Origin of the sequence: Escherichia sp. KTE159, from assembly GCF_000408805.1 — a bacterium.
In the GTDB taxonomy this organism is placed as follows: Bacteria; Pseudomonadota; Gammaproteobacteria; order Enterobacterales; family Enterobacteriaceae; genus Escherichia; species Escherichia marmotae.
In genome coordinates this window covers 608,932-633,938 of record NZ_KE137295.1, presented here as the reverse complement: position 1 = coordinate 633,938, position 25,007 = coordinate 608,932, and the positions used below count along the sequence as shown (strand labels likewise).

Below are 25,007 nucleotides of genomic sequence, written 5' to 3'. Positions count from 1 at the left end.
CGATCAGATGGCGCAGACTATATCACTGAAGCCCTACGCTAACAAATAGCACGACTCTCTGTAGCCGGATTATCCTCAGCTTGCGAGACGCATCACCTCTTTTCTGGCGACCTCGCGCGCATTGACATCAACAGACAACACATCGTCCACGCATTGTGGTTCGCGCATATCCATTTTTTCCAGCACGGATAAATTCAACGCGGCGATATCCGTAAAACGAATCCGTTGCGCAAGGAAGGCTGCAACACTAATTTCGTTTGCGGCGTTCAATGCCGTCGTCGCAGCCTGGCCTTGTTCAAACGCATCCATCGCCAGTTTCAGACATGGATAACGTTCATAATCCGGTGCGGAAAATGTCAACGCACTCAGTTTGCAAAAATCGAGCGGCTTCACGCCAGAGTTCACGCGATTCGGCCATGCCATGGTGTGGGCAATTGGCGTTCGCATGTCGGGTTCACCCAACTGCGCCAGAACACTGCCGTCCTGATAACGCACCATTGAGTGAATCACTGACTGCGGATGAATCAGCACTTCCATCTGGCTGGCGCTGGCGTTAAACAACCAGCGCGCTTCAATGTATTCCAGACCTTTGTTCATCATGGTGGCCGAATCGACGGAAATTTTACGTCCCATCGACCAGTTCGGATGACGACAAGCTTGATCTGGCGTCATTGTTGCCAAATCACGCAATGGCGTCTCACGGAAAGGGCCACCAGACCCGGTAAGTAAAATGGACACCACGCCATTTTGCTCAAGGTCAGCGTATCCCAGATTGTGCTGAATAGGTTGCGGTAAACTCTGAAAAATGGCGTTGTGTTCGCTATCGACGGGTAATAACTGCGCTTTGCTCTGCTTTACGGCGTCCATGAACAGACGTCCACAGGTGACCAGTGATTCTTTGTTTGCCAGCAGTATGGTTTTACCCGCGCGGATCGCGGCAAGCGTAGGTAGCAGGCCTGCGGCACCGACAATCGCAGCCATCACCTGATCAACATCGTCAAGCGCCGCCATATCGCAAGCAGCCTGCTGGCCACTTAAGACTTCGGTGCGGCTACCTTGTTGTTGTAGCGTCGTTTTAAGAAGTTTCGCACTCGCTTCATCGTCCATAACAGCATAGCGGGGAGAGAATTCCAGGCACTGTTCTACCATGCGAGTGACATTTTTTCCTGCCACCAGCGCAACTACGCGGAAGTGTTCGGGATTATGGCGCACCACGTCCAGCGTGCTGCAACCAATCGAGCCGGTCGAGCCCAGAATGGTGAGTTGCTTCATGAAACATCCAGAGTTGAGACAGAATAAAAAGCAAAACGCCGCCAGCCGATCCGCAAGGATCTACTGAGCGGCGTTTTTGTCGTTCAAGAAATCAGAACTGCATCAGTTCTGCTTCTTTGTCTGCCAGCGCCGCTTCAATTTTCTTGATTGCAGCGTCAGTCAGTTTCTGTACATCGTCTTGAGAACGGCGATCATCATCTTCGCTGATCTCTTTTTCTTTCAACAGTGCTTTCACTTTGTCGTTCGCGTCACGGCGCACGTTACGCACCGCAACACGTGCTTGTTCTGCTTCACCACGAACGATTTTGGTCAGATCTTTACGACGTTCTTCCGTCAGCGGAGGCAGTGGAACACGAATGTCGCTACCCGCAGAGTTCGGGTTCAGGCCGAGGTCGGACGCCATAATCGCTTTTTCAACGGCCGGAGACATTGAACGGTCAAACACGTTGATTTTCAGTGTACGGGAATCTTCTACCGTTACGCTTGCCAGTTGACGCAGCGGCGTCGGCGTGCCGTAATATTCCACGACAATGCCATCCAGCAGGCTGGGAGAAGCACGACCCGTGCGTATTTTGCTGATTTGGGTTTTGAACGCTTCTACGCATTTGTCCATGCGTACTTCAGCATCTTTTCTGATATCGCTAATCACGTTACGAATCCTTGAAAACTTGTCTCAGTCAGACCAGACAGTCACACACAGTGGAAGTGTGCTAAGTATAGCCCTGATTAAACATATTACGGGTAATCGTCTGGATTATTAGACTATTTTATTTGCCATTTTGACCCTGGGCAGTGCTCGCAATCCTCACGTACTTTTGTACGCTCCGGTTGTTGCGCGCTGGCCGTGACCAAACTGCCTGAAACAATAACGCCTTATAATCAGACTTACGCCCCCGCGATACTTATGCGGAATCTTACCCTTATTTATCCATTACGGGAATTATTCCGTAATCAAAGTCCCTTCTTTTTCACCCATTACCACACGGCGCAGCGCACCCGGTTTGTTCATGTTGAAAACACGAATCGGTAATTTGTGGTCACGAGCCAGCGTAAAGGCAGCCAGGTCCATCACTTTCAGTTCTTTCTCCAGCACTTCACTGTAGGTCAACTGCTCGTACATAGTTGCAGTTGGATCTTGCGCCGGGTCAGCGGTAAACACACCGTCAACTTTGGTTGCTTTCAGCACCACATCGGCTTCAATTTCGATACCACGCAGGCAAGCTGCAGAGTCAGTGGTGAAGAATGGGTTACCAGTACCGGCAGAGAGGATCACCACACGGTTATTACGCAACAGGCTGATAGCTTCGGCCCAACTGTAGCTGTCACACACGCCATTCAATGGAATAGCGGACATCAGACGAGCGTTCACATAGGCGCGGTGCAGTGCATCACGCATTGCCAGGCCGTTCATCACGGTCGCCAGCATGCCCATGTGGTCGCCCACAACGCGGTTCATACCCGCTTTCGCCAGACCAGCACCACGGAACAGGTTACCCCCACCAATCACCACACCAACCTGAATACCCAGTTCAACCAGTTCTTTGATTTCCTGAGCCATGCGATCCAGTATGCTTGCATCAATACCGAAGCCTTCAGTGCCCTGCAGAGCTTCGCCACTTAACTTAAGCAGAATGCGTTTATAGACGGGTTTTGCATTGGTAGCCATGTTTCTTTCCTGAGACTGTCAACGATTGAAATGAATTAATACTGGCGACATTGTACGTCGCTTTTCAGCGCAGCCCCATAAGGGTTAGCTGAATTTACAAGATGGGCGCAAAAAGAAGCCGCCCTCAGGCGGCTCCTTTTCGATAATTAAGACTGCTTGGACATCGCAGCAACTTCTGCTGCAAAGTCAGTCTCAACTTTCTCGATGCCTTCACCCACTTCGAAGCGGATGAAGCCAGTCACTTCAGCGTTATGCTCTTTCAGCAGTTGACCAACAGTTTTTGCCGGTTCCATAACGAACGGCTGACCGGTCAGAGAAACTTCGCCGGTGAATTTCTTCATGCGGCCTTCAACCATTTTCTCTGCGATTTCTTTCGGCTTACCAGACTGCATCGCGATGTCCAACTGTACCTGGTATTCTTTCTCTACCACTTCAGCGGATACGTCTTCCGGTTTGATGAATTCTGGTTTGCTTGCAGCAACATGCATAGCGATGTGTTTAACCAGCTCTTCGTCAGCGCCTTTAGCAGCAACCAGAACGCCGATACGCGCGCCGTGCTGATAAGAACCCAGAACGTCGCCTTCCAGCGCAGCAACACGGCGAATGTTGATGTTTTCACCGATTTTCGCTACCAGCGCAACACGTTCTTCTTCGAACTGTGCTTTCAGAACTTCAACGTCAGTGATTTTGCCAGCAACCGCTGCGTCCAGAACTTTGTCTGCGAACGCCTGGAAACCAGCATCTTTTGCCACGAAGTCAGTCTGGCAGTTAACTTCCAGAATGATGCCGTAGTTGCCGTCGATTTTGGTTTTGATCACGCCGTCAGCAGCAACGTTGCCTGCTTTTTTCGCTGCTTTGATCGCACCAGACTTACGCATGTTTTCGATTGCCAGCTCGATGTCGCCGTTAGCTTCAGTCAGTGCTTTTTTGCAATCCATCATGCCTGCGCCAGTACGCTCACGCAGCTCTTTTACCAGGGATGCGGTAATTTCAGCCATTCTAAAATCCTCGGAGATGTGATCTGCCCGGAATTAAACCGCACAGATATAAAAGTGAAAAAGGGGGCCATATGCAGGCCCCCTAACCAAACGTGTACTACCTGGTCTATAAGGGCTCTCCCCTTCATATTTCAAGCTGCAGGCGCGTTGTCTTCGCTCGCTCACTCAGGTCACTTACTTAAGTAAGCTCTCTGGGATTCTCGAGCTTGCCGCCTTCCTGCAACTCGAACTATTTCGGGGGAGTTATCAAGCCTTATTACTCAGCTTCTACGAAGCTTTCTTCCGCCTGGGAAGCCAGATCCTGAGAACGGCCTTCACGAACGGTTGCAGCAACAGCGCCCAGGTACAGGGTTACAGCACGGATTGCGTCGTCGTTACCCGGGATAACGAAGTCAACACCGTCCGGATCAGAGTTGGTATCAACGATAGCAAATACCGGAATACCCAGGTTGTTTGCTTCTTTGATAGCAATGTGTTCGTGGTCAGCATCGATTACAAACAGAGCGTCCGGCAGACCGCCCATGTCTTTGATACCGCCCAGGCTGTTTTCCAGTTTCTCCAGCTCACGAGTGCGCATCAGCGCTTCTTTCTTGGTCAGCTTGTCGAAAGTACCGTCCTGAGACTGAGTTTCCAGATCTTTCAGACGTTTGATGGACTGACGAACGGTTTTCCAGTTAGTCAGCATACCGCCCAGCCAGCGATGGTTCACGAAGAACTGGTCGCAGCTCAGAGCAGCGTCTTTCACCGCTTCGCTTGCAGCGCGTTTAGTACCAACGAAAAGGATTTTACCTTTGCGAGAAGCAATCTTGTTCAGTTCAGCCAGAGCTTCGTTGAACATCGGTACAGTTTTCTCAAGGTTGATGATGTGAACTTTGTTACGCGCACCGAAAATGAACGGCTTCATTTTCGGGTTCCAGTAACGGGTCTGGTGACCGAAGTGAACACCAGCCTTGAGCATGTCGCGCATGGAAACAGTTGCCATGATTAAAACCTCTATATAAAAGTTGGGGTTATGCCTCCACGTATCCCATATTACCGACCCCAAAGGGCACCCCGGAATATGTGCCGATACGTGTGTGTTGTTACACAAAGTGAGATTGTCGCTTCCGTCCAGTCTGTGTATACGAAATGGATCGGAAGTCCGGCGCGCTTTATACCACAAATACGCCGTGGACTCCAATAATTGTTGGTGCGGTGTACAGCATCACACGATGAATTTTCTATTACAGGAAACCCTCGGTGGCACGTTTCGCGAAGTTCAGAATGATTCTCAATTTGGCAGGGTGTGATACCATTGACAGCACTTAAATATATATTGTCGGTATCACCGACGCTGATGGACAGAATTAATGGCTATCTCAATCAAGACCCCTGAAGATATCGAAAAAATGCGCGTCGCTGGCCGCCTGGCTGCCGAAGTGCTGGAAATGATCGAACCGTATGTTAAACCGGGCGTCAGCACCGGCGAACTGGATCGCATCTGTAATGATTATATTGTTAATCAGCAACACGCAGTTTCTGCCTGCCTCGGCTATCACGGTTATCCGAAATCCGTTTGCATTTCTATTAATGAAGTGGTGTGCCACGGTATCCCGGACGACGCCAAACTGCTGAAAGACGGCGACATCGTTAACATTGACGTCACCGTAATCAAAGATGGTTTCCACGGCGACACCTCAAAAATGTTTATCGTCGGTAAACCGACCATCATGGGCGAACGCCTGTGTCGCATTACGCAAGAGAGCCTGTATCTGGCGCTGCGTATGGTAAAACCGGGCATTAATCTGCGTGAAATCGGCGCGGCAATTCAGAAATTTGTCGAAGCAGAAGGCTTCTCCGTCGTTCGTGAATATTGTGGGCACGGCATTGGTCGCGGCTTCCATGAAGAGCCGCAAGTGCTGCACTATGACTCCCCAGAAACCAACGTCGTGCTGAAACCGGGGATGACCTTCACCATCGAGCCAATGGTCAACGCGGGTAAAAAAGAGATCCGCACCATGAAAGATGGCTGGACGGTAAAAACCAAAGATCGCAGCTTGTCTGCACAATACGAGCATACTATTGTAGTGACCGATAACGGCTGCGAAATTCTGACGCTACGCAAGGATGACACCATCCCGGCGATAATCTCGCACGACGAATAAGAGGAAGACAAACGCAAAATTGCCTGATGCGTCCTACCTTCTCCATTTGCAAGAAGTTGTAGGCAGGATAAGGCGTTCACGCCGCATCCGGCATGAACAAAGCGTACTTTGTCAACAATCTGAAGCCGGCGAATGCCGGCTTTTTTAATGCGATAATTTAATCTTATGGGTGGCGCACAATGAATACCCTTCCAGAACAGTACGCAAACACCGCTCTCCCCACCCTTCCCGGTCAACCGCAAAACCCTGGCGTCTGGCCCCGTGATGAATTAACCGTCTGTGGAATAAAAGCCCATATCGACACTTTCCAGCGTTGGCTGGGCGATGCCTTTGACAGCGGGATTTCTGCGGAACAATTGATTGAGGCGCGCACTGAGTTTATCGACCAGCTCCTGCAACGTTTATGGATAGAAGCGGGTTTCAGCCAGATTGCCGATCTGGCGCTGGTTGCCGTCGGTGGCTATGGTCGCGGCGAGTTACATCCGCTTTCAGATATCGATTTACTGATCTTAAGTCGTAAAAAACTCCCGGACGATCAGGCGCAAAAAGTGGGCGAACTGTTAACGCTGCTCTGGGATGTGAAGCTGGAAGTCGGTCATAGCGTGCGCACCCTTGAAGAGTGTATGTTGGAAGGGTTATCGGATTTAACCGTCGCCACCAATTTAATTGAATCACGTCTGTTGATTGGCGATGTGGCGCTATTTCTCGAACTGCAAAAGCATATTTTCAGCGAAGGATTCTGGCCTTCTGACAAGTTCTACGCGGCGAAAGTTGAGGAGCAAAACCAGCGCCACCAGCGTTATCACGGCACCAGTTACAACCTCGAACCAGATATCAAAAGCAGCCCCGGCGGCTTGCGTGATATCCACACCCTGCAATGGGTCGCCCGCCGACATTTCGGTGCTACATCGCTGGATGAAATGGTGGGGTTTGGCTTCTTAACGTCTGCGGAGCGGGCGGAATTAAACGAGTGTCTGCATATATTGTGGCGCATTCGCTTTGCCCTGCATCTGGTCGTTAGCCGTTACGATAACCGACTGCTGTTTGATCGCCAGTTAAGCGTCGCCCAGCGTCTGAATTACAGTGGCGAAGGTAACGAACCGGTCGAACGAATGATGAAGGATTATTTCCGCGTCACGCGTCGCGTCAGCGAACTCAACCAGATGCTGCTGCAACTGTTCGATGAAGCCATCCTCGCCCTCCCCGCAGATGAAAAACCACGTCCGATTGACGATGAATTTCAGCTACGTGGTACGCTGATCGACCTACGCGATGAAACGCTGTTTATGCGCCAGCCGGAAGCCATCTTGCGCATGTTTTACACCATGGTGCGCAATAGCGCGATCACTGGTATTTACTCCACCACGCTGCGTCAGTTGCGCCATGCCCGTCGCCATCTACAACAACCGCTGTGTAATATTCCGGAAGCGCGAAAACTGTTTTTAAGCATTCTTCGACACCCTGGCGCAGTGCGTCGCGGACTTTTGCCAATGCATCGTCATAGCGTGCTCGGTGCCTATATGCCGCAGTGGTCGCATATCGTCGGGCAGATGCAGTTTGACTTGTTCCACGCTTACACAGTGGATGAACACACCATTCGCGTGATGCTGAAACTGGAAAGTTTTGCCAGTGAAGAGACGCGCCCTCGCCACCCGTTGTGTGTGGATGTCTGGCCACGCCTGCCATCGCCGGAGCTGATTTTCATCGCCGCATTGTTTCATGATATCGCCAAAGGACGCGGCGGCGATCACTCCATACTCGGCGCACAAGACGTGGTGAATTTTGCTGAACTCCACGGGCTGAACTCGCGCGAAACGCAACTGGTGGCCTGGCTGGTTCGCCAGCACTTGCTAATGTCGGTAACCGCTCAGCGCCGTGATATTCAGGACCCGGAAGTCATCAAACAGTTTGCCGAAGAAGTACAAACGGAAAATCGTCTGCGCTATCTGGTATGCCTGACGGTGGCTGATATTTGTGCCACTAACGAAACGCTGTGGAATAGCTGGAAGCAAAGTCTGTTGCGTGAGCTCTATTTTGCTACCGAAAAGCAGCTACGACGCGGAATGCAAAATACGCCGGATATGCGCGAACGGGTTCGCCATCACCAGCTTCAGGCGCTGGCTCTGTTGCGCATGGATAACATCGACGAAGAGGCGCTGCACCAAATTTGGTCGCGCTGTCGCGCTAACTATTTTGTCCGCCATAGCCCAAATCAACTGGCCTGGCACGCGCGCCATTTATTACAGCACGATTTAAGTAAGCCGCTGGTATTACTTAGCCCGCAAGCCACGCGCGGTGGCACCGAGATTTTTATCTGGAGCCCGGACCGCCCATACCTGTTTGCCGCCGTTTGTGCCGAGTTAGACCGTCGCAATTTAAGCGTTCATGACGCGCAAATTTTCACCACCCGCGACGGTATGGCGATGGATACCTTCATCGTGCTGGAGCCAGATGGCAGCCCTCTGTCCACTGATCGCCATGAAGTTATTCGTTTTGGTCTGGAGCAGATACTGACACAAAGTAGCTGGCAGCCACCTCAGCCGCGTCGTCAACCCGCCAAACTGCGTCATTTTACCGTTGAAACCGAAGTGACGTTTTTGCCAACCCATACCGACCGAAAATCATTCCTCGAGCTGATTGCTCTAGACCAGCCTGGACTGCTGGCACGGGTAGGGAAAATTTTTGCCGATCTGGGAATTTCGCTTCATGGTGCCAGAATTACAACCATTGGTGAGCGAGTAGAAGATTTATTCATAATCGCCACCACTGACCGACGTGCACTTAATAACGAGTTGCAGCAGGAAGTACATCAGCGGTTGACAGAGGCCCTCAATCCAAACGATAAAGGGTGATGTGTTTACTGATATGAAAAGAGTTTAACAATGCAGCAGTTACAGAACATTATTGAGACCGCTTTTGAACGCCGTGCCGAGATCACGCCAGCCAATGCAGACACCGTTACCCGCGAAGCGGTAAATCAGGTGATCGCCCTGCTGGATTCCGGCGCACTGCGTGTTGCGGAAAAAATTGACGGTCAGTGGGTGACGCATCAGTGGTTAAAAAAAGCGGTGCTGCTCTCTTTCCGTATTAATGATAATCAGGTGGTAGAAGGAGCAGAAAGCCGCTACTTCGATAAAGTGCCGATGAAATTCGCCAACTACGACGAAGCACGTTTCCAGAAAGAAGGCTTCCGCGTGGTGCCACCCGCGGCAGTGCGTCAGGGTGCGTTTATCGCCCGTAACACTGTGCTGATGCCGTCTTATGTCAACATCGGTGCATACGTTGATGAAGGTACGATGGTTGATACCTGGGCCACAGTCGGTTCCTGTGCGCAGATTGGTAAAAACGTGCACCTGTCTGGCGGTGTAGGTATCGGTGGTGTGCTGGAGCCGCTGCAGGCTAACCCGACCATCATTGAAGATAACTGCTTCATCGGCGCGCGTTCTGAAGTCGTTGAAGGCGTAATTGTCGAAGAAGGTTCCGTTATTTCCATGGGCGTATACATCGGTCAGAGCACCCGTATTTACGACCGTGAAACGGGTGAAATCCACTATGGTCGCGTTCCGGCAGGTTCTGTAGTTGTTTCTGGCAACCTGCCGTCGAAAGATGGTAAATACAGCCTTTACTGTGCTGTTATTGTTAAGAAAGTTGACGCGAAAACCCGCGGTAAAGTCGGCATCAACGAACTGCTGCGTACCATCGATTAAGAGTATGTACACGGGCAGCATGATGCTGCCCGTTTTCTTTGCAGGGAAAGATGATGATTTCACGCCGACGTTTTTTACAGGCTGCCACCGCAACGTTAGCCGCAGGCTCAGGTTTCGGCTATATACATTACCTGGAACCCGGCTGGCTTGAATTAACCCATCAGCACATCGCCTTTTTTAAAGATAAAGCCGCACCGTTCAAAATTCTTTTTCTTGCCGATCTCCATTACTCCCGCTTTGTTCCACTCACCCTGATATCAGAAGCCATTGCCCTTGGAGTGGCGCAAAATCCCGATTTGATATTGCTGGGCGGCGACTACGTACTATTTGATATGCCGCTGAATTTTTCGGCGTTTGGTGGCGTACTATCTCCCCTTGCCGAATGTGCGCCGACATTTGCCTGTTACGGCAACCACGATCGCCCCGTCGGTACGCAAAAGAATCGCTTAATTAGCGAAGCGCTGAAATCAGCGGGTATCAAGGTGTTGTTTAACGAGGCAACGGTTCTCTCCACACAGAATCGACAATTTGAACTGGTTGGCACTGGGGATTTATGGGCTGGGCAATGTAACCCTCCCGGCGTAAACGACGCTAATCTGCCACGGCTGGTGCTGGCACATAATCCCGACAGCAAAGAAATCATGCGTGATGCCCCCTGGGATCTGATGCTGTGCGGTCATACTCATGGCGGGCAGCTACGCGTGCCATTGGTTGGCGAATCTTTTGCACCAGTCGAAGATAAACGCTACGTCACCGGGTTAAATGCGTTTGGTGAACGAAAAATCTATACGACCCGCGGCGTGGGAAGTTTGTATGGGCTGCGGCTTAACTGCCGTCCGGAAGTGACGATACGGGAACTGGTGTAGAACGTAAAATCTATCGCCAGAATAAAGCAGGTAATTTTTTAATTTTTACGCCATGATAGAAGTCTGGAAAAAGGCTTTCTGCGATCACAGTCGAGCCGGGCGGGCCAGGCCAAATGCTAAGATAAGCACAATTTACTGACTCATTTTGAGGTAACGCTATGTACGACAATCTGAAAAGTCTGGGTATTACCAATCCTGAAGAAATTGATCGTTACAGCCTCCGGCAGGAAGCCAACAACGATATTCTGAAAATCTATTTCCAGAAAGATAAAGGTGAGTTTTTTGCCAAGAGCGTGAAGTTTAAATATCCACGTCAGCGCAAAACGGTGGTTGCAGATGGTGTGGGTCAGGGCTATAAAGAAGTTCAGGAGATCAGCCCGAATCTGCGTTATATCATTGATGAGCTTGATCAAATCTGCCAACGCGATCGTAGCGAAGTGGATCTTAAACGTAAAATTCTCGATGACTTGCGTCACCTGGAGTCAGTGGTGACCAATAAGATCAGCGAAATTGAGGCGGATCTGGAAAAGCTGACACGCAAATAATAGTAACTGATGTCATTCTGCGAGCCGGGTAAAGTATCACCCGGCTTTAATTTTGTTATGAACCTACCGCTCTTCATCCAGTTGCAACGCCACATACAGCAACAGCCTGTCATCAAAATTACCCAAATCCAGCCCGGTCAATTCAGAGATACGGTTGAGACGATACTCCAGCGTATTACGATGGATAAACAACGCCTTTGACGTTGCCAGCGGCTGCACATTATGGCGAAACCACGCCGCCAGCGTACGCCGTAGCAAACCGTTATTATCCATCGCTTTGAGCCGTGCCAGAGGACGAGCCAGTTCGTTGGCTTGCCAGTCACCGCGCAAACTATCAAGTAAAACAGGCAACATCAGATCCTGATAAAAATAGCAGCGATTTTCTGGCATTCGCTGCTTACCGACGACCATCGTCGTTTTCGCCGTGCGATAAGAACGGGCAATACTGCCATGACCGGTAAAATAGTTACCCAGCGAAACGCGGAAACGTAACTGACCATACTCTTTCATGCGGGTAATGAGTTGTTCAACTCGCTTACGATGATCTTCCGCATCCCAGCGCCCAAACTGATTCAACGCCGGTTTTAGCACCACCATTTCAGTCAGCGAAACAATCGCAACCAGATTATTACGTTCCGGCATAGTCAGCGCGTTTTGCAGTTGCTGTAATTCCGCCATCGCGCTATCGACGCCAAGCTGACCGCTGTCGACCTCGACAATGGCTACTACGCGGGGTTGATTGAGATCGATGCCCAACCTCTGCGCCCATTCGGTTAATGCTGGCGTACTCTCCTCAGCCTGAATCAGATGCATCACCAGCTCTTCACGCAGTCGGCTATCCTGCGCCAGCAGGTGCATCAACCGTGACTGTTCAAGCATCATTTCTGCCGTCATACAGACCAGCTCGCCATATTTACGCAAATGCTCCGGTTCACCGGTCAGTCCGATCACGCCGACAATTTCGCCCTCAAGCCGTAACGGTAGATTGATCCCCTGTCGCACACCATGCAGATGGCGCGCCACGGCATCATCAATATCGACTACTCGCCCCTGCGAAAGTACCAGCAATGCACCTTCGTGCAATTCACCAATACGCTCACGATCGCCGCTGCCGATAATTCGCCCGCGAGCATCCATTACGTTGATATTGGTATCGATAATGCGCATAGTGCGCGCCACGATATCCTGCGCCATTTTGGTATCAAGATGCCAGCCAGCCATAAGCCCTCCGTTGAGCACGGTTTAGCATAAGGAAGTACGCAACGCACAGCATTGTGCAAATGCACAAAGGACAATGCAGAAATATGGAGTTGTGGAGGGAGTCACAAATTGAAAAGAGAACCCCTTCCCGTTTGCAGGAAGGGGTTGAGGGAGATTACTGCATTAACAGGTAGATGGTGCTGTCGCCGCGCTGAATGTTCAGTGCCAGAACAGACGGTTTGCTGTCGAGAACTTTACGCAGTTCAGCAATATTTTTCACTGCCTGCTGGTTCGCGCCAATAATCACATCACCTTTTTTCAGGCCGATCTGTGCAGCCGGAGTGCCCGTTTTCACGTTGTTCACTACCACGCCCTGATCTTTGCCTTTGTTGCTCATCTCTGCGCCTTCAATACCGTTGAAGATGGAGCTGGAATCAACCTGATTCTGGCTGCTCTGCTGCAGTTCCAGGTTCACGTTAACCTGCTTACCATCGCGCAGTAAGCCCAGGGTCAGTTTGCTACCCACCGGCATGGTGCCAACCTGGGCACGCAGCGCGGCAAAGCTGCTGATCGGTTTACCGTTCAGTGAGGTGATCACATCACCCGCTTTAATGCCAGCTTTCGCAGCGGAAGAGTTCGGCAGAACCTGACTTACGAAAGCACCGCGCTGGGCGTCAACTTTCATTGCTTTCGCCAGTTCAGAGTTCAGCTCGGTTCCCATAATGCCCAGCTCGCCGCGTTTCACCTGGCCGAATTCCACCATCTGCGAGGTCAGGTTTTTCACCATGTTACTCGGGATAGCAAAACCGATACCGATGTTACCGCCGTCCGGCGCGAGGATCGCGGTGTTAATGCCGATCAGTTCGCCGTTCAGGTTAACCAGCGCGCCACCGGAGTTACCGCGGTTAATTGCGGCATCGGTCTGGATGAAGTTTTCGTAGTTTTCGGCGTTCAGGCCGCTACGTCCCAGTGCAGAGACGATACCGGAAGTTACCGTCTCGCCCAGACCGAACGGGTTGCCGATTGCTACGGTGTAATCACCTACACGCAGCGCATCGGAATCCGCCATCTTAATTGCAGTCAGGTTTTTCGGATTCTGGATCTGGATCAGCGCGATATCAGAGCGCGGATCTTTGCCAACCATCTTCGCGTCGAACTTACGGCCATCGCTCAGTTGAACTTTAATGACCGTCGCGTTATCAACAACGTGGTTGTTGGTAACAACATAGCCTTTATCGGCATCAATGATGACACCGGAACCCAGCGCCATGAATTTTTGTTGCTGACCGCCGCCGTTACCGCCCTGGCCACCCTGGCAGAACGGAGAACTCTGGAACGGAGAACCGTCCTGGCAGAACGGAGAATCATCACCGAAGAACTGCTGGAAATTACGCGGCATACGCGGCGTATTAACGGTTGTGCTACCTTCTACGTTAATGCTGACCACTGAAGGCATCACCTTTTCGAGCATCGGTGCAAGGCTTGGCATCTGCTGGGCTGTCGTTGCTGAAGAAGTCTCAGCCGCCGTTGCAGAGAGCGGAGATAACGCCAAACCTAAACTCAGAGCCAGTGCACTCAGTGCTAATGTGGTTTTTTTCATGTATTTCAGTCTCGATTAACAGATAACGCAAAATTGCTGTGTTCTTCAGATTCGTTTTATAGCGCGAAGTTCCGAACTAAAGTTTCTGCAAAAAGTAAAAATTTATTGTCCGTCTTTACAAAAGCCTGGTTATTGTTCTACAGCCATCAGACGCCGGTATTCATCCCACGCATAGAGGTCTGTCATACCGCTGATATAATCCTGTAGCAGGCGGCAGCGATAATAATATTCCCATAGAGGAAATTCAGGAGAATCTGACGATAATTTACTGACGGCCTCGACATAGGCCAGCCGATGGCGCGTGGAGAGCTTGTGGAATAAGCGCGATTCAATCGGAAAGCGTTTCACCCGTTCTTTTTCTACCAGTTCAGTAAAGTCTGATAACGACAGACTTAATAAAGGACGATAAATCTCTAATAACCCACTAATCACCCGGTAGCCCTGTAATTCAAGCTGCTCGACATCTGGATGGCTAAATACATGTTTTACAGCGACATTTTTATATAACTTCAGAAGATCGCTACATTCACTGGCATCTTCCAACAGCGCATGATTAAACGTTCCGGCAAAAATCGTCGGTAAATTATCAATAAATCGTTGTGCCGCATAAGGCACCAATTTATTGAGAGTATTAACCCGTAAATACATAAAAAACTGATCTTCCGTGCTGCGACTTAAGCTATTTGAGCGTGATTTTTCCCAGGCATTTTCTACTACCTGTGCAAACAGCGAACCTTTCTCATGCTGACCCCATGCCTCGTGGAGATGATGATAAAGCTGTTCAACGGTAAATATTCTTTTCTCAACCGCATCTTCAAGATCAGCCACACAATAAGAGATATCGTCGGCAGCTTCCATAATCCACGTTAATGGAAAACGACTGTAAAGAGCCAAATTAAGTTCTTTACGCAAACGGGAAATATAGACTTCTTCGGAAAGATAATAGCCCGGCTTTTTCATTAAATAGTTATGCGTCTCAGGCGTATCACCACGCCACCACGCCGGACGGGTATATTTTAAAATACCGCCAACCTGCGACCAGGTGAGATTCATCCGCATCAATGTATGCACCAGGCGAATCCCCTGCGCATTGCCTTCAAAATGACATAAATCCTGACGAATTTTGCGCCGCAATTCATTGAGCGGTTCCTCTCCTTCCCTTAATCGCAACGTTGCCACACGACAGCGATCATCGGTCAGCGGCTGACTTTCGGCATCCCCCGGGTACAAACGCTGGCGAAACCAGTCATTAATCGCCGCTTCGCCAAAATGACCAAACGGCGGGTTACCGATATCGTGCATCAGGCATGACATCTCGACAATGCTTTCAAAGGGGCCGGTCAGCTCGTCCAGACCATACTCCTCCAACAATTTAAGCTCTTTCAGACGACTTAATATCTCTTTGGCGATATAGCGCCCTACCTGCTGCACTTCCATAGAGTGGGTAAGACGCGTGCGCACGGCTGCATTACGCTCAAGTGGGAAGACCTGGGTCTTTTGTTGCAGACGGCGAATTGCCGGGGAGTTGATAATACGTCCCCGATCGCTTTCAAAGATCCGCAGGATCTCATGCTCGGTTTTAACGCCCTGCGGTGAACGATAACGACGATGCCAGTTTATTTTTTTTCGGAAATCAATCTGTGTCATGTCCTCTCCCGCGTGAGAAATACGCTTCCCCTTAAGCGCATGATAAACTATGCCCTCAAATCGGGCTTATCGCGAGTAAATCTATGAAAATCGGCATCATTGGTGCAATGGAAGAAGAAGTTACGCTGCTGCGTGACAAAATCGAAAACCGTCAAACTCTCCGCCTGGGTGGCTGTGAAATCTACACGGGTCAACTGAACGGAACCGAGGTTGCGCTTCTGAAATCGGGTATCGGTAAAGTCGCTGCGGCGCTGGGTGCGACTCTACTGCTGGAGCACTGCAAGCCAGATGTGATTATTAACACCGGTTCTGCGGGGGGGCTGGCATCAACGCTGAAAGTAGGCGATATCGTTGTCTCTGACGAAACACGTTATCACGACGCCGACGTGACGGCATTTGGCTACGAATACGGTCAGCTACCTGGCTGCCCGGCAGGCTTCAAAGCTGATGATAAATTGATCGCGGCTGCCGAGTCCTGCATTGCCGAACTGAATCTTAACGCCGTGCGCGGTCTGATTGTCAGTGGTGACGCTTTCATCAACGGCTCCGTTGCTCTGGCGAAAATCCGTCACAACTTCCCGCAAGCCATTGCGGTAGAGATGGAAGCGACGGCTATCGCTCATGTCTGCCACAATTTTAACGTACCGTTTGTGGTGGTACGCGCCATCTCTGACGTGGCCGATCAGCAGTCTCATCTCAGCTTCGACGAGTTTCTGGCCGTTGCAGCCAAACAGTCCAGCCTGATGGTTGAGTCACTGGTGCAGAAACTGACTCATGGCTAAGTCACTGTTCAGGGCGCTGGTCGCCCTGTCTTTTCTCGCGCCGCTGTGGCTCAACGCCGCGCCGCGCGTTATCACTCTTTCTCCCGCCAACACTGAACTTGCCTTTGCCGCCGGGATCACCCCGGTAGGGGTCAGCAGTTATTCCGACTATCCACCAGAAGCCCGGAAGATTGAGCAGGTTTCCACCTGGCAGGGGATGAATCTGGAGCGCATCGTGGCGCTGAAGCCCGATCTGGTGATTGCCTGGCGCGGGGGCAATGCCGAGCGGCAGGTTGACCAACTGATTTCGCTGGGAATAAAAGTGATGTGGGTCGATGCGACAAGCATTGAACAAATTGCTGATGCGCTACGCCAACTGGCACCCTGGAGCCCGCAGCCAGACAAAGCCGGGCAAGCCGCGCAAACCTTACTGGAACAGTATGCGCAACTGAAAGCGCAATATGCTGATAAACCTAAAAAACGTGTTTTCTTACAATTCGGCATTAATCCGCCGTTCACCAGCGGAAAAGAGTCGATTCAGAACCAGGTGCTGGAAGTTTGCGGCGGAGAAAACATCTTTAAAGACAGCCGGGTTCCCTGGCCGCAGGTTAGCCGCGAACAGGTATTAGCACGCGCCCCACAGGCTATTGTCATCACGGGCGGAGCGGATAAAATTCCTAAAATAAAGCAATACTGGGGCGAACAGCTCAAAATTCCCGTTATTCCTCTCACGAGCGACTGGTTTGAACGCGCAAGCCCACGTATTATCCTCGCTGCACAACAACTCTGTAATGCGCTTTCACAGGTGGATTAGCGCCTGATATTTTCAGGTGCTCAGTGGGGATTGAGAAATGCTCGTCTATTGGCTGGATATAGTCGGCACAGCGGTATTTGCCATCTCCGGCGTTTTGCTAGCCGGAAAATTGCGTATGGACCCTTTTGGCGTCCTGGTTCTGGGCGTGGTTACCGCAGTAGGTGGCGGGACAATTCGCGACATGGCGCTGGATCACGGTCCGGTATTTTGGGTGAAAGATCCCACAGACCTGGTCGTCGCGATGGTGACCAGTATGTTGACTATCGTTCTGGTACGCCAGCCAAGACGCTTACCAAAATGGATGCTGCCTGTGCTTGACGCGGTTGGCCTGGCGGTGTTTGTTGGTATTGGTGTCAACAAAGCCTTTAATGCGGAAGCAGGCCCACTGATTGCCGTTTGTATGGGTGTGATCACCGGCGTTGGCGGCGGGATCATCCGGGATGTACTGGCGCGTGAAATCCCGATGATATTACGCACAGAAATCTACGCGACGGCCTGCATTATCGGCGGTATTGTCCACGCTACAGCCCATTACACGTTCTCCGTACCGCTGGAAACAGCCAGTATGATGGGGATGGTTGTAACGCTATTGATTCGGCTGGCAGCTATCCGTTGGCATCTTAAACTACCGACGTTTGCACTGGATGATAATGGACGTTGAAGAGAAGATATGCCGGATAGGTTATCCGGCATATTAAAAGCAGATTAGATGCTGAAGGAAGAACCGCAACCGCAGGTGCTTTTCGCGTTCGGGTTGGTCACGATGAAACGTGAACCTTCCAGACCTTCGGTATAGTCAACGGAACCGCCGACCAGGTATTGCAGACTCATCGGGTCAACCACCAGGCCTACGCCCTGTTTTTCGATAGTCATATCGCCTTCGTTCACCTGATCATCAAAGGTGAAACCATACTGGAAGCCGCTGCAACCGCCACCAGTGATATACACGCGTAACTTCAGATTCGGGTTATCTTCATCAGCGATCAGGCTTTTAACTTTGTTGGCTGCTGCGTCGGTAAATTCCAGCGGCAGTGCTACGTCATCACTCATATTTTGCTCCAAACGACATCGGCAATTGGGCAAATTCTAACCCAATAATAAGCGCCATTATCTAATACCCTGGTATTTCGTTCAAGTATTCTCGCTGGCAGCCGCGGCCTTGCTTCGCGCCAGTTGTTCCGCTTCCTGTTTTGCCAGCGTGCGGGCAAGAATCGCTGAGTATAGCGGTTTTCCGCCGGTAAATTGTGCTAATAGTGTTGCGCCAAGACCGGTAATAATCATTGGCAAAATGAGCTGATAGTTATCTGTCATCTCAAGTACCAATATTATCCCGGTTAGCGGCGCACGAACGGATGCCGCCAGTAACGCGCCCATTCCAGCAATAGCAAATGTCCCTGCTTCAAGGTGATATTGCGGAAACAGTTCCGTAGCGACCATGCCAAATGCCGTTCCCAAAACCGTACCAAGCGCCAGCATCGGGGCGAAAATACCGCCCGGTGCACCAGAAGAAAAGCAGAGCAGTGTGGTGATCACCCGCGCAACAAAAATAAAAATCAGCATTCCCATGCTGAAATTCCCTGCTGTCGCGATAGGAATCAGGTTAAAACCGCCGCCCGAAGTTTCTGGCGCAACGAAACCAAGCAAGCCACACAGGCCGCCAATCGCACCGCCCATCAGCACCCATTTCGTGATATTGCCGCCGTGCACACGGTGCAACAAATCCTGCATCCCCAGCACCCATTTATTAAAAATAGGGCCGAAGATACCAAAAATAATACCGAGGATCAGATAAAGCCAGAGCGTATTGAGCGGCGCATCAGAGAGTTTACCTACGTCAATTAACGCGACTTCGTGATTAAATATCCGGTACATAATGGTCGACATAATGACGCCAATAAATACCGCTTTAATCGAAATTAGCGTATAGCGGAATTGCGGACGCATCTCTTCGATAATAAAAAGAATGCCCGCGAGCGGCGCGTTAAAGGCCGCCGCCAGCCCCGCCGCCGCACCGGTTGCCAGCAACGTGTGACGAGCTTCATCACCTTTCATGCGGAAAATATCAAGCACCATGCGGCCAATGTTACCGCCGATCTGTACGGTTGGCCCTTCACGTCCCAGCACCATGCCACCGCCCAACGTTCCCAGACCACCAAAGAACTTCACCGGCAATACACGCCACCAGCGGACGGGACGTTGATCTTCCAGCGCGCCTTCAATTTCCGGAATACCCGAACCACCTGCTTCCGGCGCGTATTTGCGCACCAAAAAATAACCGAACATCGCCAGCACCGCCGAACAGAGAAAAGCGACGGTCAACAAAAGTGGGTAATTATCGGCAGTATGTACCAGCGCGCCCATACGTTGGTTCTGCAACCAGGCGACGCCTTTGTCAAAAGCTACTGCCGCCAGCCCGACAAGGGTGCCAACGACCGCAGCCATAAACAAAATGGCTAATGGCGTTTTGTCGCGCTCAAGAAGTTGACGAATCAGTTGTCTACGTCGCAGACGCGCAGCCTGCGGTATTTCAGAAGAGGGTGTATCAGTTTTCATCCAATGATCACTTATTGGTCATACAAATAAGATGACGGCATTCTACTCGCTCGTTCGATGAAAATCCTTTGCAAAGCGTAATGTTTCAAATGCGCAAAACTTTTATACTCTTAGAAATCCGGGTTGCCGCAGTACAAGCAACCTGATGCTTGACGAGTATTTAACTTGTTATGAATAACATAGAATAGCAGCCATTCACTTTTTCTACGAATCAGGAACCCTCCATGAGTAAGTCTGAAAATCTTTACAGCGCAGCGCGCGAGCTGATCCCTGGCGGTGTGAACTCCCCTGTTCGCGCTTTTACCGGCGTGGGCGGCACTCCACTGTTTATCGAAAAAGCGGACGGCGCTTATCTGTACGATGTTGATGGCAAAGCGTATATCGATTATGTCGGTTCCTGGGGGCCGATGGTGCTGGGCCATAACCACCCGGCGATCCGTAACGCAGTAATTGAAGCCGCCGGGCGCGGTCTGAGCTTTGGTGCGCCGACCGAAATGGAAGTAAAAATGGCGGAACTGGTGACCGAACTGGTGCCGACAATGGATATGGTGCGTATGGTGAACTCCGGCACCGAAGCGACGATGAGCGCTATCCGCCTCGCCCGTGGTTTTACCGGCCGCGATAAAATCATTAAATTCGAAGGTTGTTACCACGGCCACGCCGACTGTCTGTTAGTGAAAGCAGGATCTGGTGCACTGACGCTGGGTCAACCGAACTCTCCGGGCGTTCCGGCGGATTTCGCCAAACATACCTTAACCTGTACCTATAACGATCTGGCGTCTGTGCGCGCCGCGTTTGAGCAGTACCCGGAAGAAATTGCCTGTATTATCGTTGAACCGGTAGCCGGTAACATGAACTGCGTTCCGCCGTTGCCGGAGTTTCTGCCGGGTCTGCGCGCGCTGTGTGACGAGTTTGGCGCGTTGCTAATCATTGATGAAGTAATGACCGGCTTCCGCGTGGCGCTGGCGGGCGCACAGGATTATTACGGTGTCGTGCCGGATCTCACCTGTCTGGGCAAAATCATTGGCGGCGGGATGCCTGTTGGTGCCTTCGGCGGCCGTCGTGATGTGATGGATGCGCTGGCCCCGACCGGCCCGGTGTATCAGGCGGGTACACTTTCCGGTAACCCAATTGCGATGGCAGCCGGTTTCGCCTGTCTGAATGAAGTCGCGCAGCCGGGTGTTCACGAGACGCTGGATGAATTAACCACGCGTCTGGCGGAAGGCTTGTTGGAAGCGGCAGAAGAAGCGGGGATTCCTCTGGTTGTGAACCACGTTGGCGGCATGTTCGGTATTTTCTTTACCGATGCCGGGTCAGTGACGTGTTATCAGGACGTAATGGCCTGTGACGTGGAACGCTTTAAGCGTTTCTTCCATATGATGCTGGACGAAGGTGTTTACCTGGCACCGTCAGCGTTTGAAGCGGGCTTTATGTCCGTGGCGCACAGCATGGAAGATATCAATAACACCATCGATGCCGCACGTCGGGTGTTTGCTAAGTTGTGATGATTTTGCCTCGCCCACCGGGCGAGGCATTTTATTAACGGCTCTGCTTTCTCAGCAAATAAATAAAATACGGCGCGCCGATAAACGTCGACAATAATCCCGCCGGGATCTGGAACGGAAACAACACCATCCGCCCGCACCAGTCCGCAAACACCAGCAGCAAACCACCCACCAGCGCCGAAATCACAATGTGCGGCATCGTCCGTCGAAAGCCCATCATCCGTGCAATATGTGGTGCCATCAGACCAACAAAACTCAATGGCCCAATGGTCATTGTCGCGGTCGCCGTCAGACAGGCCGCCAGCATCAGCAACGCAATTCGCGTCGGCGTCAGCGCCATTCCCACGGCTCGTGCGGTATCACCACCCAGCGGTAAAATGGTCAGCCAGCGACGGCACAGCGGCGTAATTGCCAGCAAAATCACCATCACAATTCCGGTGCGCCAGACCTGCGCATCGGTGGCATTGTAGGTCGAACCGGAAATCCAGGTCAGCACTTGCGCCATACGTGGATCGCCGCTCGCCTGCAACATCATCAGCAGCATAGTGAACGCGGTGCTTAATGCCATCCCCGCCAGCAGCATCCGATGTGGTGAAAATCCACCGCGCCCGGCGGCGATCATAATGATCAACAGCGTCACCGCCGCACCGAGACTTCCCGCGGGCAGCAACCAGCCAAAGGCGTTGCCCGGCACCAGAAACAGCATCAGCACTACGCCAAACGCCGCACCAGAGCTGATCCCCAGCACTTCGGGGCTTGCCATCGGGTTTCCGGTCAGCCGCTGAATAATACAGCCAGCCACTGCCAGCATCACGCCTGCAAACAGTGCCGCCATAATTCGCGGCCAGCGCCAGGGCATTAAATCCTCAAGCAGTACCCCACTCGCCCACGTCCAGCCTTGCGAATCACGACCAAACGACAGCGCCACCACTACGGCAATCAGCAGCAGCACACCACCAGCAAGGGCAAACGCCAGCACATGTTGGCGTTCAATCGCGACCCGATCGTTAACCTTCATATCCGGCGCGCTAATGCTGCGTAAACGTGGCAGCAGCCACAGCAGCAGCGGCGCACCAATCAGTGCAGTGACCGATCCGGTGGAAACTTCCATCCATACGCGGGTTAGCCAGAGAATTATCTGATCGGAAAGCCAGAGAATGAGTGCCCCAATCAGTGACGCCAGCATCAGCCGCGGCAGCAGACGACGCGCGCCCAGCATTTTCGCCAGCAGCGGCGCGAACAAACCGATAAAGCCGATAATCCCGACCGCGTTCACCAGCAAGGCGCTGATAACAATCGCCAGAGACAGCGCAGCCAGACGCGCCAGCGACAGTGCCAGCCCCAGATTGCGCGCCACGCCATCATCAAGCCCCATCAGGGTTAACGGGCGCAGTAGTAGCAATGTCAGCATCACGCCGCCCAGTAACTGCGGCCATAAACGTTCAACGCCGCCCCAGTCGGTTTGCGTCAGCGTACCGGTGCTCCACAGGAACATGCTTTGCAACTGGTCATGATGAAAAATGACCAGTAACTGGTTGATTGCCCCACAATAAAGGCTCACGACCAGACCCGCGAGGATCAACGTCACTGGCGAAAGGCGTTTACCCCACGCGACGCCAAAGACGATTAAGCCAACCACACAAGCCCCCGCCAGCGCGGCGAACTGACTTGCCGCCACACCAGGAATCGCCCACAGCGTGGTGACGGTAATCCCCAGTTGCGCGCCCGTTGCGACGCCAAGCGTGGTCGGTTCCGCCAGCGGGTTACGTAGCACTTGCTGAAACAGCACGCCAACCAGCCCCAGACCCGCGCCAACCAGCAGCGAAATAGCCAGACGCGGCAGCAAGCTGTAGTGAAAAATCATCTGCTCAATGACGTCAATATCCGGCGACCAGATTGCCTGAGTCCACTGGCTACGCGGCAGCGCATGCGAGAAGTTCATCCAGGTGAGCACCACAGCGGCAATCACCAGCAACGCCAACAATAATGCCGGAAAAAGCACAATTCGTTTACTCACGCCTGGCCTCCAATGGCGTTATCCAGAATGCGCACAAAGTGCATTGCCGAAAGCGTCGCGCCATAGAACCAAACTGCGGGTACGCGTTGAAAACGCCCTGCACGGACAAACGGCATGGCCTGCCACAGCGGTGTCGCCATTAACGCGTCCATGTCCTTACTGTTATCGTGATCAAAACACAGCACATCAACATCTTTATACGCCGCCAGACGATCAATACTGACCGCGGTGCTGCCCCAGAAGTTGGTTTCCCCTTGCCATGCATTCACAATACCGTACTCATCGAGAATTTCCTGGAACAAGCTGTTTGGACCGAAGACCAGCATATGGCGCGGATCGAGAAGCGACGTCAGCAATAACGGGCGCGCTCCACGCTTTACAAAGCGGGGTTTCATACTGCGGATAAATTTTTCATATTGCGCTAAATGCTTTTCTGCCGCACTTTGCAGGTTGAGCAAATCCGCCATTTCCGTCAGTGACTTACGCGCCATCATCAGTGGCTGTTTGCCGTCGCTGAAGTTAAATCCGCGCCCCGGTGCAATGCGTGCCAGCATTTCTGGCGAAGGGCCATATCCTGCCGACCAGACCATAAACGACGGTTTCATTTCGGTCAGTAGTTCGAGGTTAGGTTCTGTACGCAAACCAACGTCAATCACCGATTCCGGTAATGGCGGTTCGCTGACCCACAGTCGATAGTTAATGGTGTCCGCCACACCGTAAGGCATGATGCCGAGCGCCAGTAGCAGTTCCACCGGCAACCACTCCAGCGCCACAATACGATGCGGATCAATCGCCGCCGCGCGAGCGGTATTCATCTGCCATAACAACGGAGAAAGCGCCATCGCCGTTAACAGTCGACGACGCGAAAAAAGAGGTAAGCCGCTCATCAATAAACAAAACTCACAGGTGCGGCACCCGCCGGATGCGGCAAAATACCCATCGGGATGCCATAAATCATTTCGAGGGTTTCGCCGCGCATAATTTCCGCAGGCGCTCCCTGAGCAATCATTTCACCGCCGCGCAGGGCGACCAGATAATCACAGTAACGCGCCGCCATATTGATATCGTGCAGCACAGCAATCACCGTCAGGCCGCGTTCCTGGCTTAAACGATGCACCAGCGCCAACACGTCAACCTGATGAGCGATATCCAGCGCCGAGGTCGGTTCATCCAGCAGCAGGCATCGGCTATCCTGCGCTACCAGCATGGCGATCCACGCTCGCTGACGTTCACCGCCAGAAAGGCTATCCACCAGCCGATGCGCCAGTGGTTTTAAGCCGACAAGAGCGATGGCTTCTTCGACCTTTTCGCGATCTGCCGCGCCAAATCGCCCCAACGCGCCGTGCCACGGATAGCGACCAATCGCCACCAGTTCGCGCACGGTCATCCCTTCAGCCGGAGGAATCTGCTGCGGCAAATAAGCAACTTTGCGGGCAAAGGCTTTACTGCTCCAGCTTTCCAACGGCTGGGCATCAAGAAGAATTTCGCCTTCCGACGGCGGCTGATGACGTCCCAGCATTTTGAGCAGTGTGGATTTACCAGAACCGTTGTGACCAATCAGGCCGGTCACTTTCCCGGCAGGAAAGGTTAACGACAGCGGATGCAAAAGCGTGCGCCCCGGCACACGAAAGGAAATATTACGCAGTGCAAAAGTGGTATCGGAATGATTCGTGTATTCCTGCATAACAGCCAACTTGTGAAGCGGGCACGGA

24 protein-coding genes are annotated in these 25,007 nt (G+C 52.0%); 9 read left to right on the top strand and 15 right to left on the bottom strand.

From position 1 onward, the window contains the following. Nucleotides 1-75: 75 nt before the first annotated feature. From ispC to rpsB, 5 genes are all read right to left on the bottom strand, one after another. Complete coding sequence (ispC, locus tag A31E_RS00200; RefSeq protein WP_000811946.1) at nucleotides 76-1,272, bottom strand: 1-deoxy-D-xylulose-5-phosphate reductoisomerase; 1,197 nt, start codon at nucleotides 1,270-1,272, stop codon at nucleotides 76-78. Between the two features lie 91 nt (nucleotides 1,273-1,363). Beyond that, complete coding sequence (frr, locus tag A31E_RS00205; protein WP_000622419.1) at nucleotides 1,364-1,921, bottom strand: ribosome recycling factor; 558 nt, start codon at nucleotides 1,919-1,921, stop codon at nucleotides 1,364-1,366. 291 nt (nucleotides 1,922-2,212) lie between these two features. Beyond that, nucleotides 2,213-2,938 (bottom strand): UMP kinase, encoded by a 726-nt coding sequence (gene pyrH, locus A31E_RS00210; RefSeq protein ID WP_000224575.1) that lies wholly within the window; start codon nucleotides 2,936-2,938, stop codon nucleotides 2,213-2,215. Between the two features lie 146 nt (nucleotides 2,939-3,084). After that, complete coding sequence (gene tsf, locus A31E_RS00215) at nucleotides 3,085-3,936, bottom strand: translation elongation factor Ts (RefSeq protein ID WP_000818112.1); 852 nt, start codon at nucleotides 3,934-3,936, stop codon at nucleotides 3,085-3,087. Between the two features lie 256 nt (nucleotides 3,937-4,192). Then, nucleotides 4,193-4,918, bottom strand: coding sequence for a 30S ribosomal protein S2 (gene rpsB / locus A31E_RS00220; protein WP_000246882.1), 726 nt, complete (start codon nucleotides 4,916-4,918; stop codon nucleotides 4,193-4,195). A gap of 367 nt (nucleotides 4,919-5,285) precedes the next feature. Between rpsB and map the strand changes: the two genes are divergently transcribed. The 5 genes from map (at nucleotide 5,286) to A31E_RS00245 (ending at nucleotide 11,198) form a co-directional block, all read left to right on the top strand. Beyond that, nucleotides 5,286-6,080 carry a type I methionyl aminopeptidase gene (map, locus tag A31E_RS00225; protein ID WP_001018205.1) on the top strand — a complete coding sequence of 265 codons (795 nt, stop codon included), beginning with the start codon at nucleotides 5,286-5,288 and terminating at the stop codon, nucleotides 6,078-6,080. Between the two features lie 179 nt (nucleotides 6,081-6,259). Then, a complete protein-coding gene (glnD, locus tag A31E_RS00230) occupies nucleotides 6,260-8,932 on the top strand; it encodes a bifunctional uridylyltransferase/uridylyl-removing protein GlnD (protein ID WP_016249633.1) in 2,673 nt (890 codons plus the stop codon). 30 nt (nucleotides 8,933-8,962) lie between these two features. Continuing rightward, the gene (dapD, locus tag A31E_RS00235) at nucleotides 8,963-9,787 is read left to right on the top strand and encodes a 2,3,4,5-tetrahydropyridine-2,6-dicarboxylate N-succinyltransferase (RefSeq protein ID WP_001186657.1); all 825 of its coding nucleotides are present in this window, start codon (nucleotides 8,963-8,965) and stop codon (nucleotides 9,785-9,787) included. A gap of 53 nt (nucleotides 9,788-9,840) precedes the next feature. Further along, nucleotides 9,841-10,653, top strand: coding sequence for a phosphodiesterase YaeI (gene yaeI / locus A31E_RS00240; RefSeq protein ID WP_024193632.1), 813 nt, complete (start codon nucleotides 9,841-9,843; stop codon nucleotides 10,651-10,653). Nucleotides 10,654-10,811: 158 nt separating this feature from the next. After that, nucleotides 10,812-11,198, top strand: a complete 387-nt coding sequence (locus A31E_RS00245; protein WP_000272188.1) for a DUF3461 family protein — start codon at nucleotides 10,812-10,814, stop codon at nucleotides 11,196-11,198. Nucleotides 11,199-11,261: 63 nt separating this feature from the next. Here the strand turns inward: A31E_RS00245 and cdaR are convergent, their stop codons facing one another. The 3 genes from cdaR to dgt all read right to left on the bottom strand — a co-directional run bounded on the left by cdaR (nucleotide 11,262) and on the right by dgt (nucleotide 15,645). After that, complete coding sequence (cdaR, locus tag A31E_RS00250; protein ID WP_000929415.1) at nucleotides 11,262-12,419, bottom strand: DNA-binding transcriptional regulator CdaR; 1,158 nt, start codon at nucleotides 12,417-12,419, stop codon at nucleotides 11,262-11,264. A 154-nt stretch (nucleotides 12,420-12,573) separates the two neighbouring features. Next, a complete protein-coding gene (gene degP, locus A31E_RS00255) occupies nucleotides 12,574-13,998 on the bottom strand; it encodes a serine endoprotease DegP (protein WP_001517772.1) in 1,425 nt (474 codons plus the stop codon). A gap of 129 nt (nucleotides 13,999-14,127) precedes the next feature. Next, the gene (dgt, locus tag A31E_RS00260) at nucleotides 14,128-15,645 is read right to left on the bottom strand and encodes a dGTPase (protein ID WP_016249631.1); all 1,518 of its coding nucleotides are present in this window, start codon (nucleotides 15,643-15,645) and stop codon (nucleotides 14,128-14,130) included. A gap of 83 nt (nucleotides 15,646-15,728) precedes the next feature. Here dgt and mtnN point away from each other — a divergent pair, with 83 nt between their 5' ends. The 3 genes from mtnN to A31E_RS00275 are packed head-to-tail and all read left to right on the top strand — an operon-like array spanning nucleotide 15,729 to nucleotide 17,881. After that, a complete protein-coding gene (gene mtnN, locus A31E_RS00265) occupies nucleotides 15,729-16,427 on the top strand; it encodes a 5'-methylthioadenosine/S-adenosylhomocysteine nucleosidase (RefSeq protein WP_000689856.1) in 699 nt (232 codons plus the stop codon). Next, complete coding sequence (btuF, locus tag A31E_RS00270; RefSeq protein WP_001129924.1) at nucleotides 16,420-17,220, top strand: vitamin B12 ABC transporter substrate-binding protein BtuF; 801 nt, start codon at nucleotides 16,420-16,422, stop codon at nucleotides 17,218-17,220. The genes mtnN and btuF overlap by 8 nt, the downstream gene beginning before the upstream one ends. Before the next feature lie 37 nt (nucleotides 17,221-17,257). Next, nucleotides 17,258-17,881: a TRIC cation channel family protein gene (locus A31E_RS00275; RefSeq protein ID WP_000964219.1), complete on the top strand. Its 624-nt coding sequence runs from the start codon at nucleotides 17,258-17,260 to the stop codon at nucleotides 17,879-17,881. A 44-nt stretch (nucleotides 17,882-17,925) separates the two neighbouring features. Here A31E_RS00275 and erpA read toward each other — a convergent pair whose 3' ends face one another. Genes erpA through A31E_RS26290 form a run of 4 tightly spaced genes read right to left on the bottom strand, consistent with a single transcriptional unit; the run spans nucleotide 17,926 to nucleotide 19,832 of the window. Then, complete coding sequence (gene erpA / locus A31E_RS00280) at nucleotides 17,926-18,270, bottom strand: iron-sulfur cluster insertion protein ErpA (protein WP_001295564.1); 345 nt, start codon at nucleotides 18,268-18,270, stop codon at nucleotides 17,926-17,928. After that, nucleotides 18,263-18,328, bottom strand: a complete 66-nt coding sequence (gene yadW, locus A31E_RS26000) for a small protein YadW (protein ID WP_122983118.1) — start codon at nucleotides 18,326-18,328, stop codon at nucleotides 18,263-18,265. Before yadW ends, erpA begins: the two co-directional genes overlap by 8 nt. A 23-nt stretch (nucleotides 18,329-18,351) precedes the next feature. Then, nucleotides 18,352-19,773, bottom strand: a complete 1,422-nt coding sequence (clcA, locus tag A31E_RS00285; protein WP_000845418.1) for a H(+)/Cl(-) exchange transporter ClcA — start codon at nucleotides 19,771-19,773, stop codon at nucleotides 18,352-18,354. Nucleotides 19,774-19,784: 11 nt separating this feature from the next. Further along, a complete protein-coding gene (locus A31E_RS26290; protein ID WP_214678600.1) occupies nucleotides 19,785-19,832 on the bottom strand; it encodes a hypothetical protein in 48 nt (15 codons plus the stop codon). A 165-nt stretch (nucleotides 19,833-19,997) separates the two neighbouring features. Between A31E_RS26290 and hemL the strand changes: the two genes are divergently transcribed. Continuing rightward, nucleotides 19,998-21,278, top strand: coding sequence for a glutamate-1-semialdehyde 2,1-aminomutase (gene hemL, locus A31E_RS00290; protein ID WP_000045318.1), 1,281 nt, complete (start codon nucleotides 19,998-20,000; stop codon nucleotides 21,276-21,278). A 34-nt stretch (nucleotides 21,279-21,312) separates the two neighbouring features. Here hemL and fhuB read toward each other — a convergent pair whose 3' ends face one another. Genes fhuB through fhuC form a run of 3 tightly spaced genes read right to left on the bottom strand, consistent with a single transcriptional unit; the run spans nucleotide 21,313 to nucleotide 24,979 of the window. Then, nucleotides 21,313-23,295: a Fe(3+)-hydroxamate ABC transporter permease FhuB gene (fhuB, locus tag A31E_RS00295; protein WP_016249630.1), complete on the bottom strand. Its 1,983-nt coding sequence runs from the start codon at nucleotides 23,293-23,295 to the stop codon at nucleotides 21,313-21,315. Continuing rightward, nucleotides 23,292-24,182: a Fe(3+)-hydroxamate ABC transporter substrate-binding protein FhuD gene (gene fhuD / locus A31E_RS00300; protein WP_016249629.1), complete on the bottom strand. Its 891-nt coding sequence runs from the start codon at nucleotides 24,180-24,182 to the stop codon at nucleotides 23,292-23,294. The genes fhuB and fhuD overlap by 4 nt, the downstream gene beginning before the upstream one ends. Next, nucleotides 24,182-24,979 carry a Fe3+-hydroxamate ABC transporter ATP-binding protein FhuC gene (gene fhuC, locus A31E_RS00305; protein WP_016249628.1) on the bottom strand — a complete coding sequence of 266 codons (798 nt, stop codon included), beginning with the start codon at nucleotides 24,977-24,979 and terminating at the stop codon, nucleotides 24,182-24,184. The genes fhuD and fhuC overlap by 1 nt, the downstream gene beginning before the upstream one ends. Nucleotides 24,980-25,007 lie beyond the last annotated feature (28 nt).

What these genes read in the sequence shown, in the direction of transcription:
- ispC (WP_000811946.1), bottom strand. Translation starts at nt 1,272, where the DNA reads ATGAAGCAACTCACCATTCTGGGCTCGACCGGCTCGATTGGTTGCAGC.
- pyrH (WP_000224575.1), bottom strand. Translation starts at nt 2,938, where the DNA reads ATGGCTACCAATGCAAAACCCGTCTATAAACGCATTCTGCTTAAGTTA.
- tsf (WP_000818112.1), bottom strand. Translation starts at nt 3,936, where the DNA reads ATGGCTGAAATTACCGCATCCCTGGTAAAAGAGCTGCGTGAGCGTACT.
- rpsB (WP_000246882.1), bottom strand. Translation starts at nt 4,918, where the DNA reads ATGGCAACTGTTTCCATGCGCGACATGCTCAAGGCTGGTGTTCACTTC.
- map (WP_001018205.1), top strand. Translation starts at nt 5,286, where the DNA reads ATGGCTATCTCAATCAAGACCCCTGAAGATATCGAAAAAATGCGCGTC.
- glnD (WP_016249633.1), top strand. Translation starts at nt 6,260, where the DNA reads ATGAATACCCTTCCAGAACAGTACGCAAACACCGCTCTCCCCACCCTT.
- dapD (WP_001186657.1), top strand. Translation starts at nt 8,963, where the DNA reads ATGCAGCAGTTACAGAACATTATTGAGACCGCTTTTGAACGCCGTGCC.
- yaeI (WP_024193632.1), top strand. Translation starts at nt 9,841, where the DNA reads ATGATTTCACGCCGACGTTTTTTACAGGCTGCCACCGCAACGTTAGCC.
- A31E_RS00245 (WP_000272188.1), top strand. Translation starts at nt 10,812, where the DNA reads ATGTACGACAATCTGAAAAGTCTGGGTATTACCAATCCTGAAGAAATT.
- cdaR (WP_000929415.1), bottom strand. Translation starts at nt 12,419, where the DNA reads ATGGCTGGCTGGCATCTTGATACCAAAATGGCGCAGGATATCGTGGCG.
- degP (WP_001517772.1), bottom strand. Translation starts at nt 13,998, where the DNA reads ATGAAAAAAACCACATTAGCACTGAGTGCACTGGCTCTGAGTTTAGGT.
- dgt (WP_016249631.1), bottom strand. Translation starts at nt 15,645, where the DNA reads ATGACACAGATTGATTTCCGAAAAAAAATAAACTGGCATCGTCGTTAT.
- mtnN (WP_000689856.1), top strand. Translation starts at nt 15,729, where the DNA reads ATGAAAATCGGCATCATTGGTGCAATGGAAGAAGAAGTTACGCTGCTG.
- btuF (WP_001129924.1), top strand. Translation starts at nt 16,420, where the DNA reads ATGGCTAAGTCACTGTTCAGGGCGCTGGTCGCCCTGTCTTTTCTCGCG.
- A31E_RS00275 (WP_000964219.1), top strand. Translation starts at nt 17,258, where the DNA reads ATGCTCGTCTATTGGCTGGATATAGTCGGCACAGCGGTATTTGCCATC.
- erpA (WP_001295564.1), bottom strand. Translation starts at nt 18,270, where the DNA reads ATGAGTGATGACGTAGCACTGCCGCTGGAATTTACCGACGCAGCAGCC.
- clcA (WP_000845418.1), bottom strand. Translation starts at nt 19,773, where the DNA reads ATGAAAACTGATACACCCTCTTCTGAAATACCGCAGGCTGCGCGTCTG.
- hemL (WP_000045318.1), top strand. Translation starts at nt 19,998, where the DNA reads ATGAGTAAGTCTGAAAATCTTTACAGCGCAGCGCGCGAGCTGATCCCT.
- fhuD (WP_016249629.1), bottom strand. Translation starts at nt 24,182, where the DNA reads ATGAGCGGCTTACCTCTTTTTTCGCGTCGTCGACTGTTAACGGCGATG.
- fhuC (WP_016249628.1), bottom strand. Translation starts at nt 24,979, where the DNA reads ATGCAGGAATACACGAATCATTCCGATACCACTTTTGCACTGCGTAAT.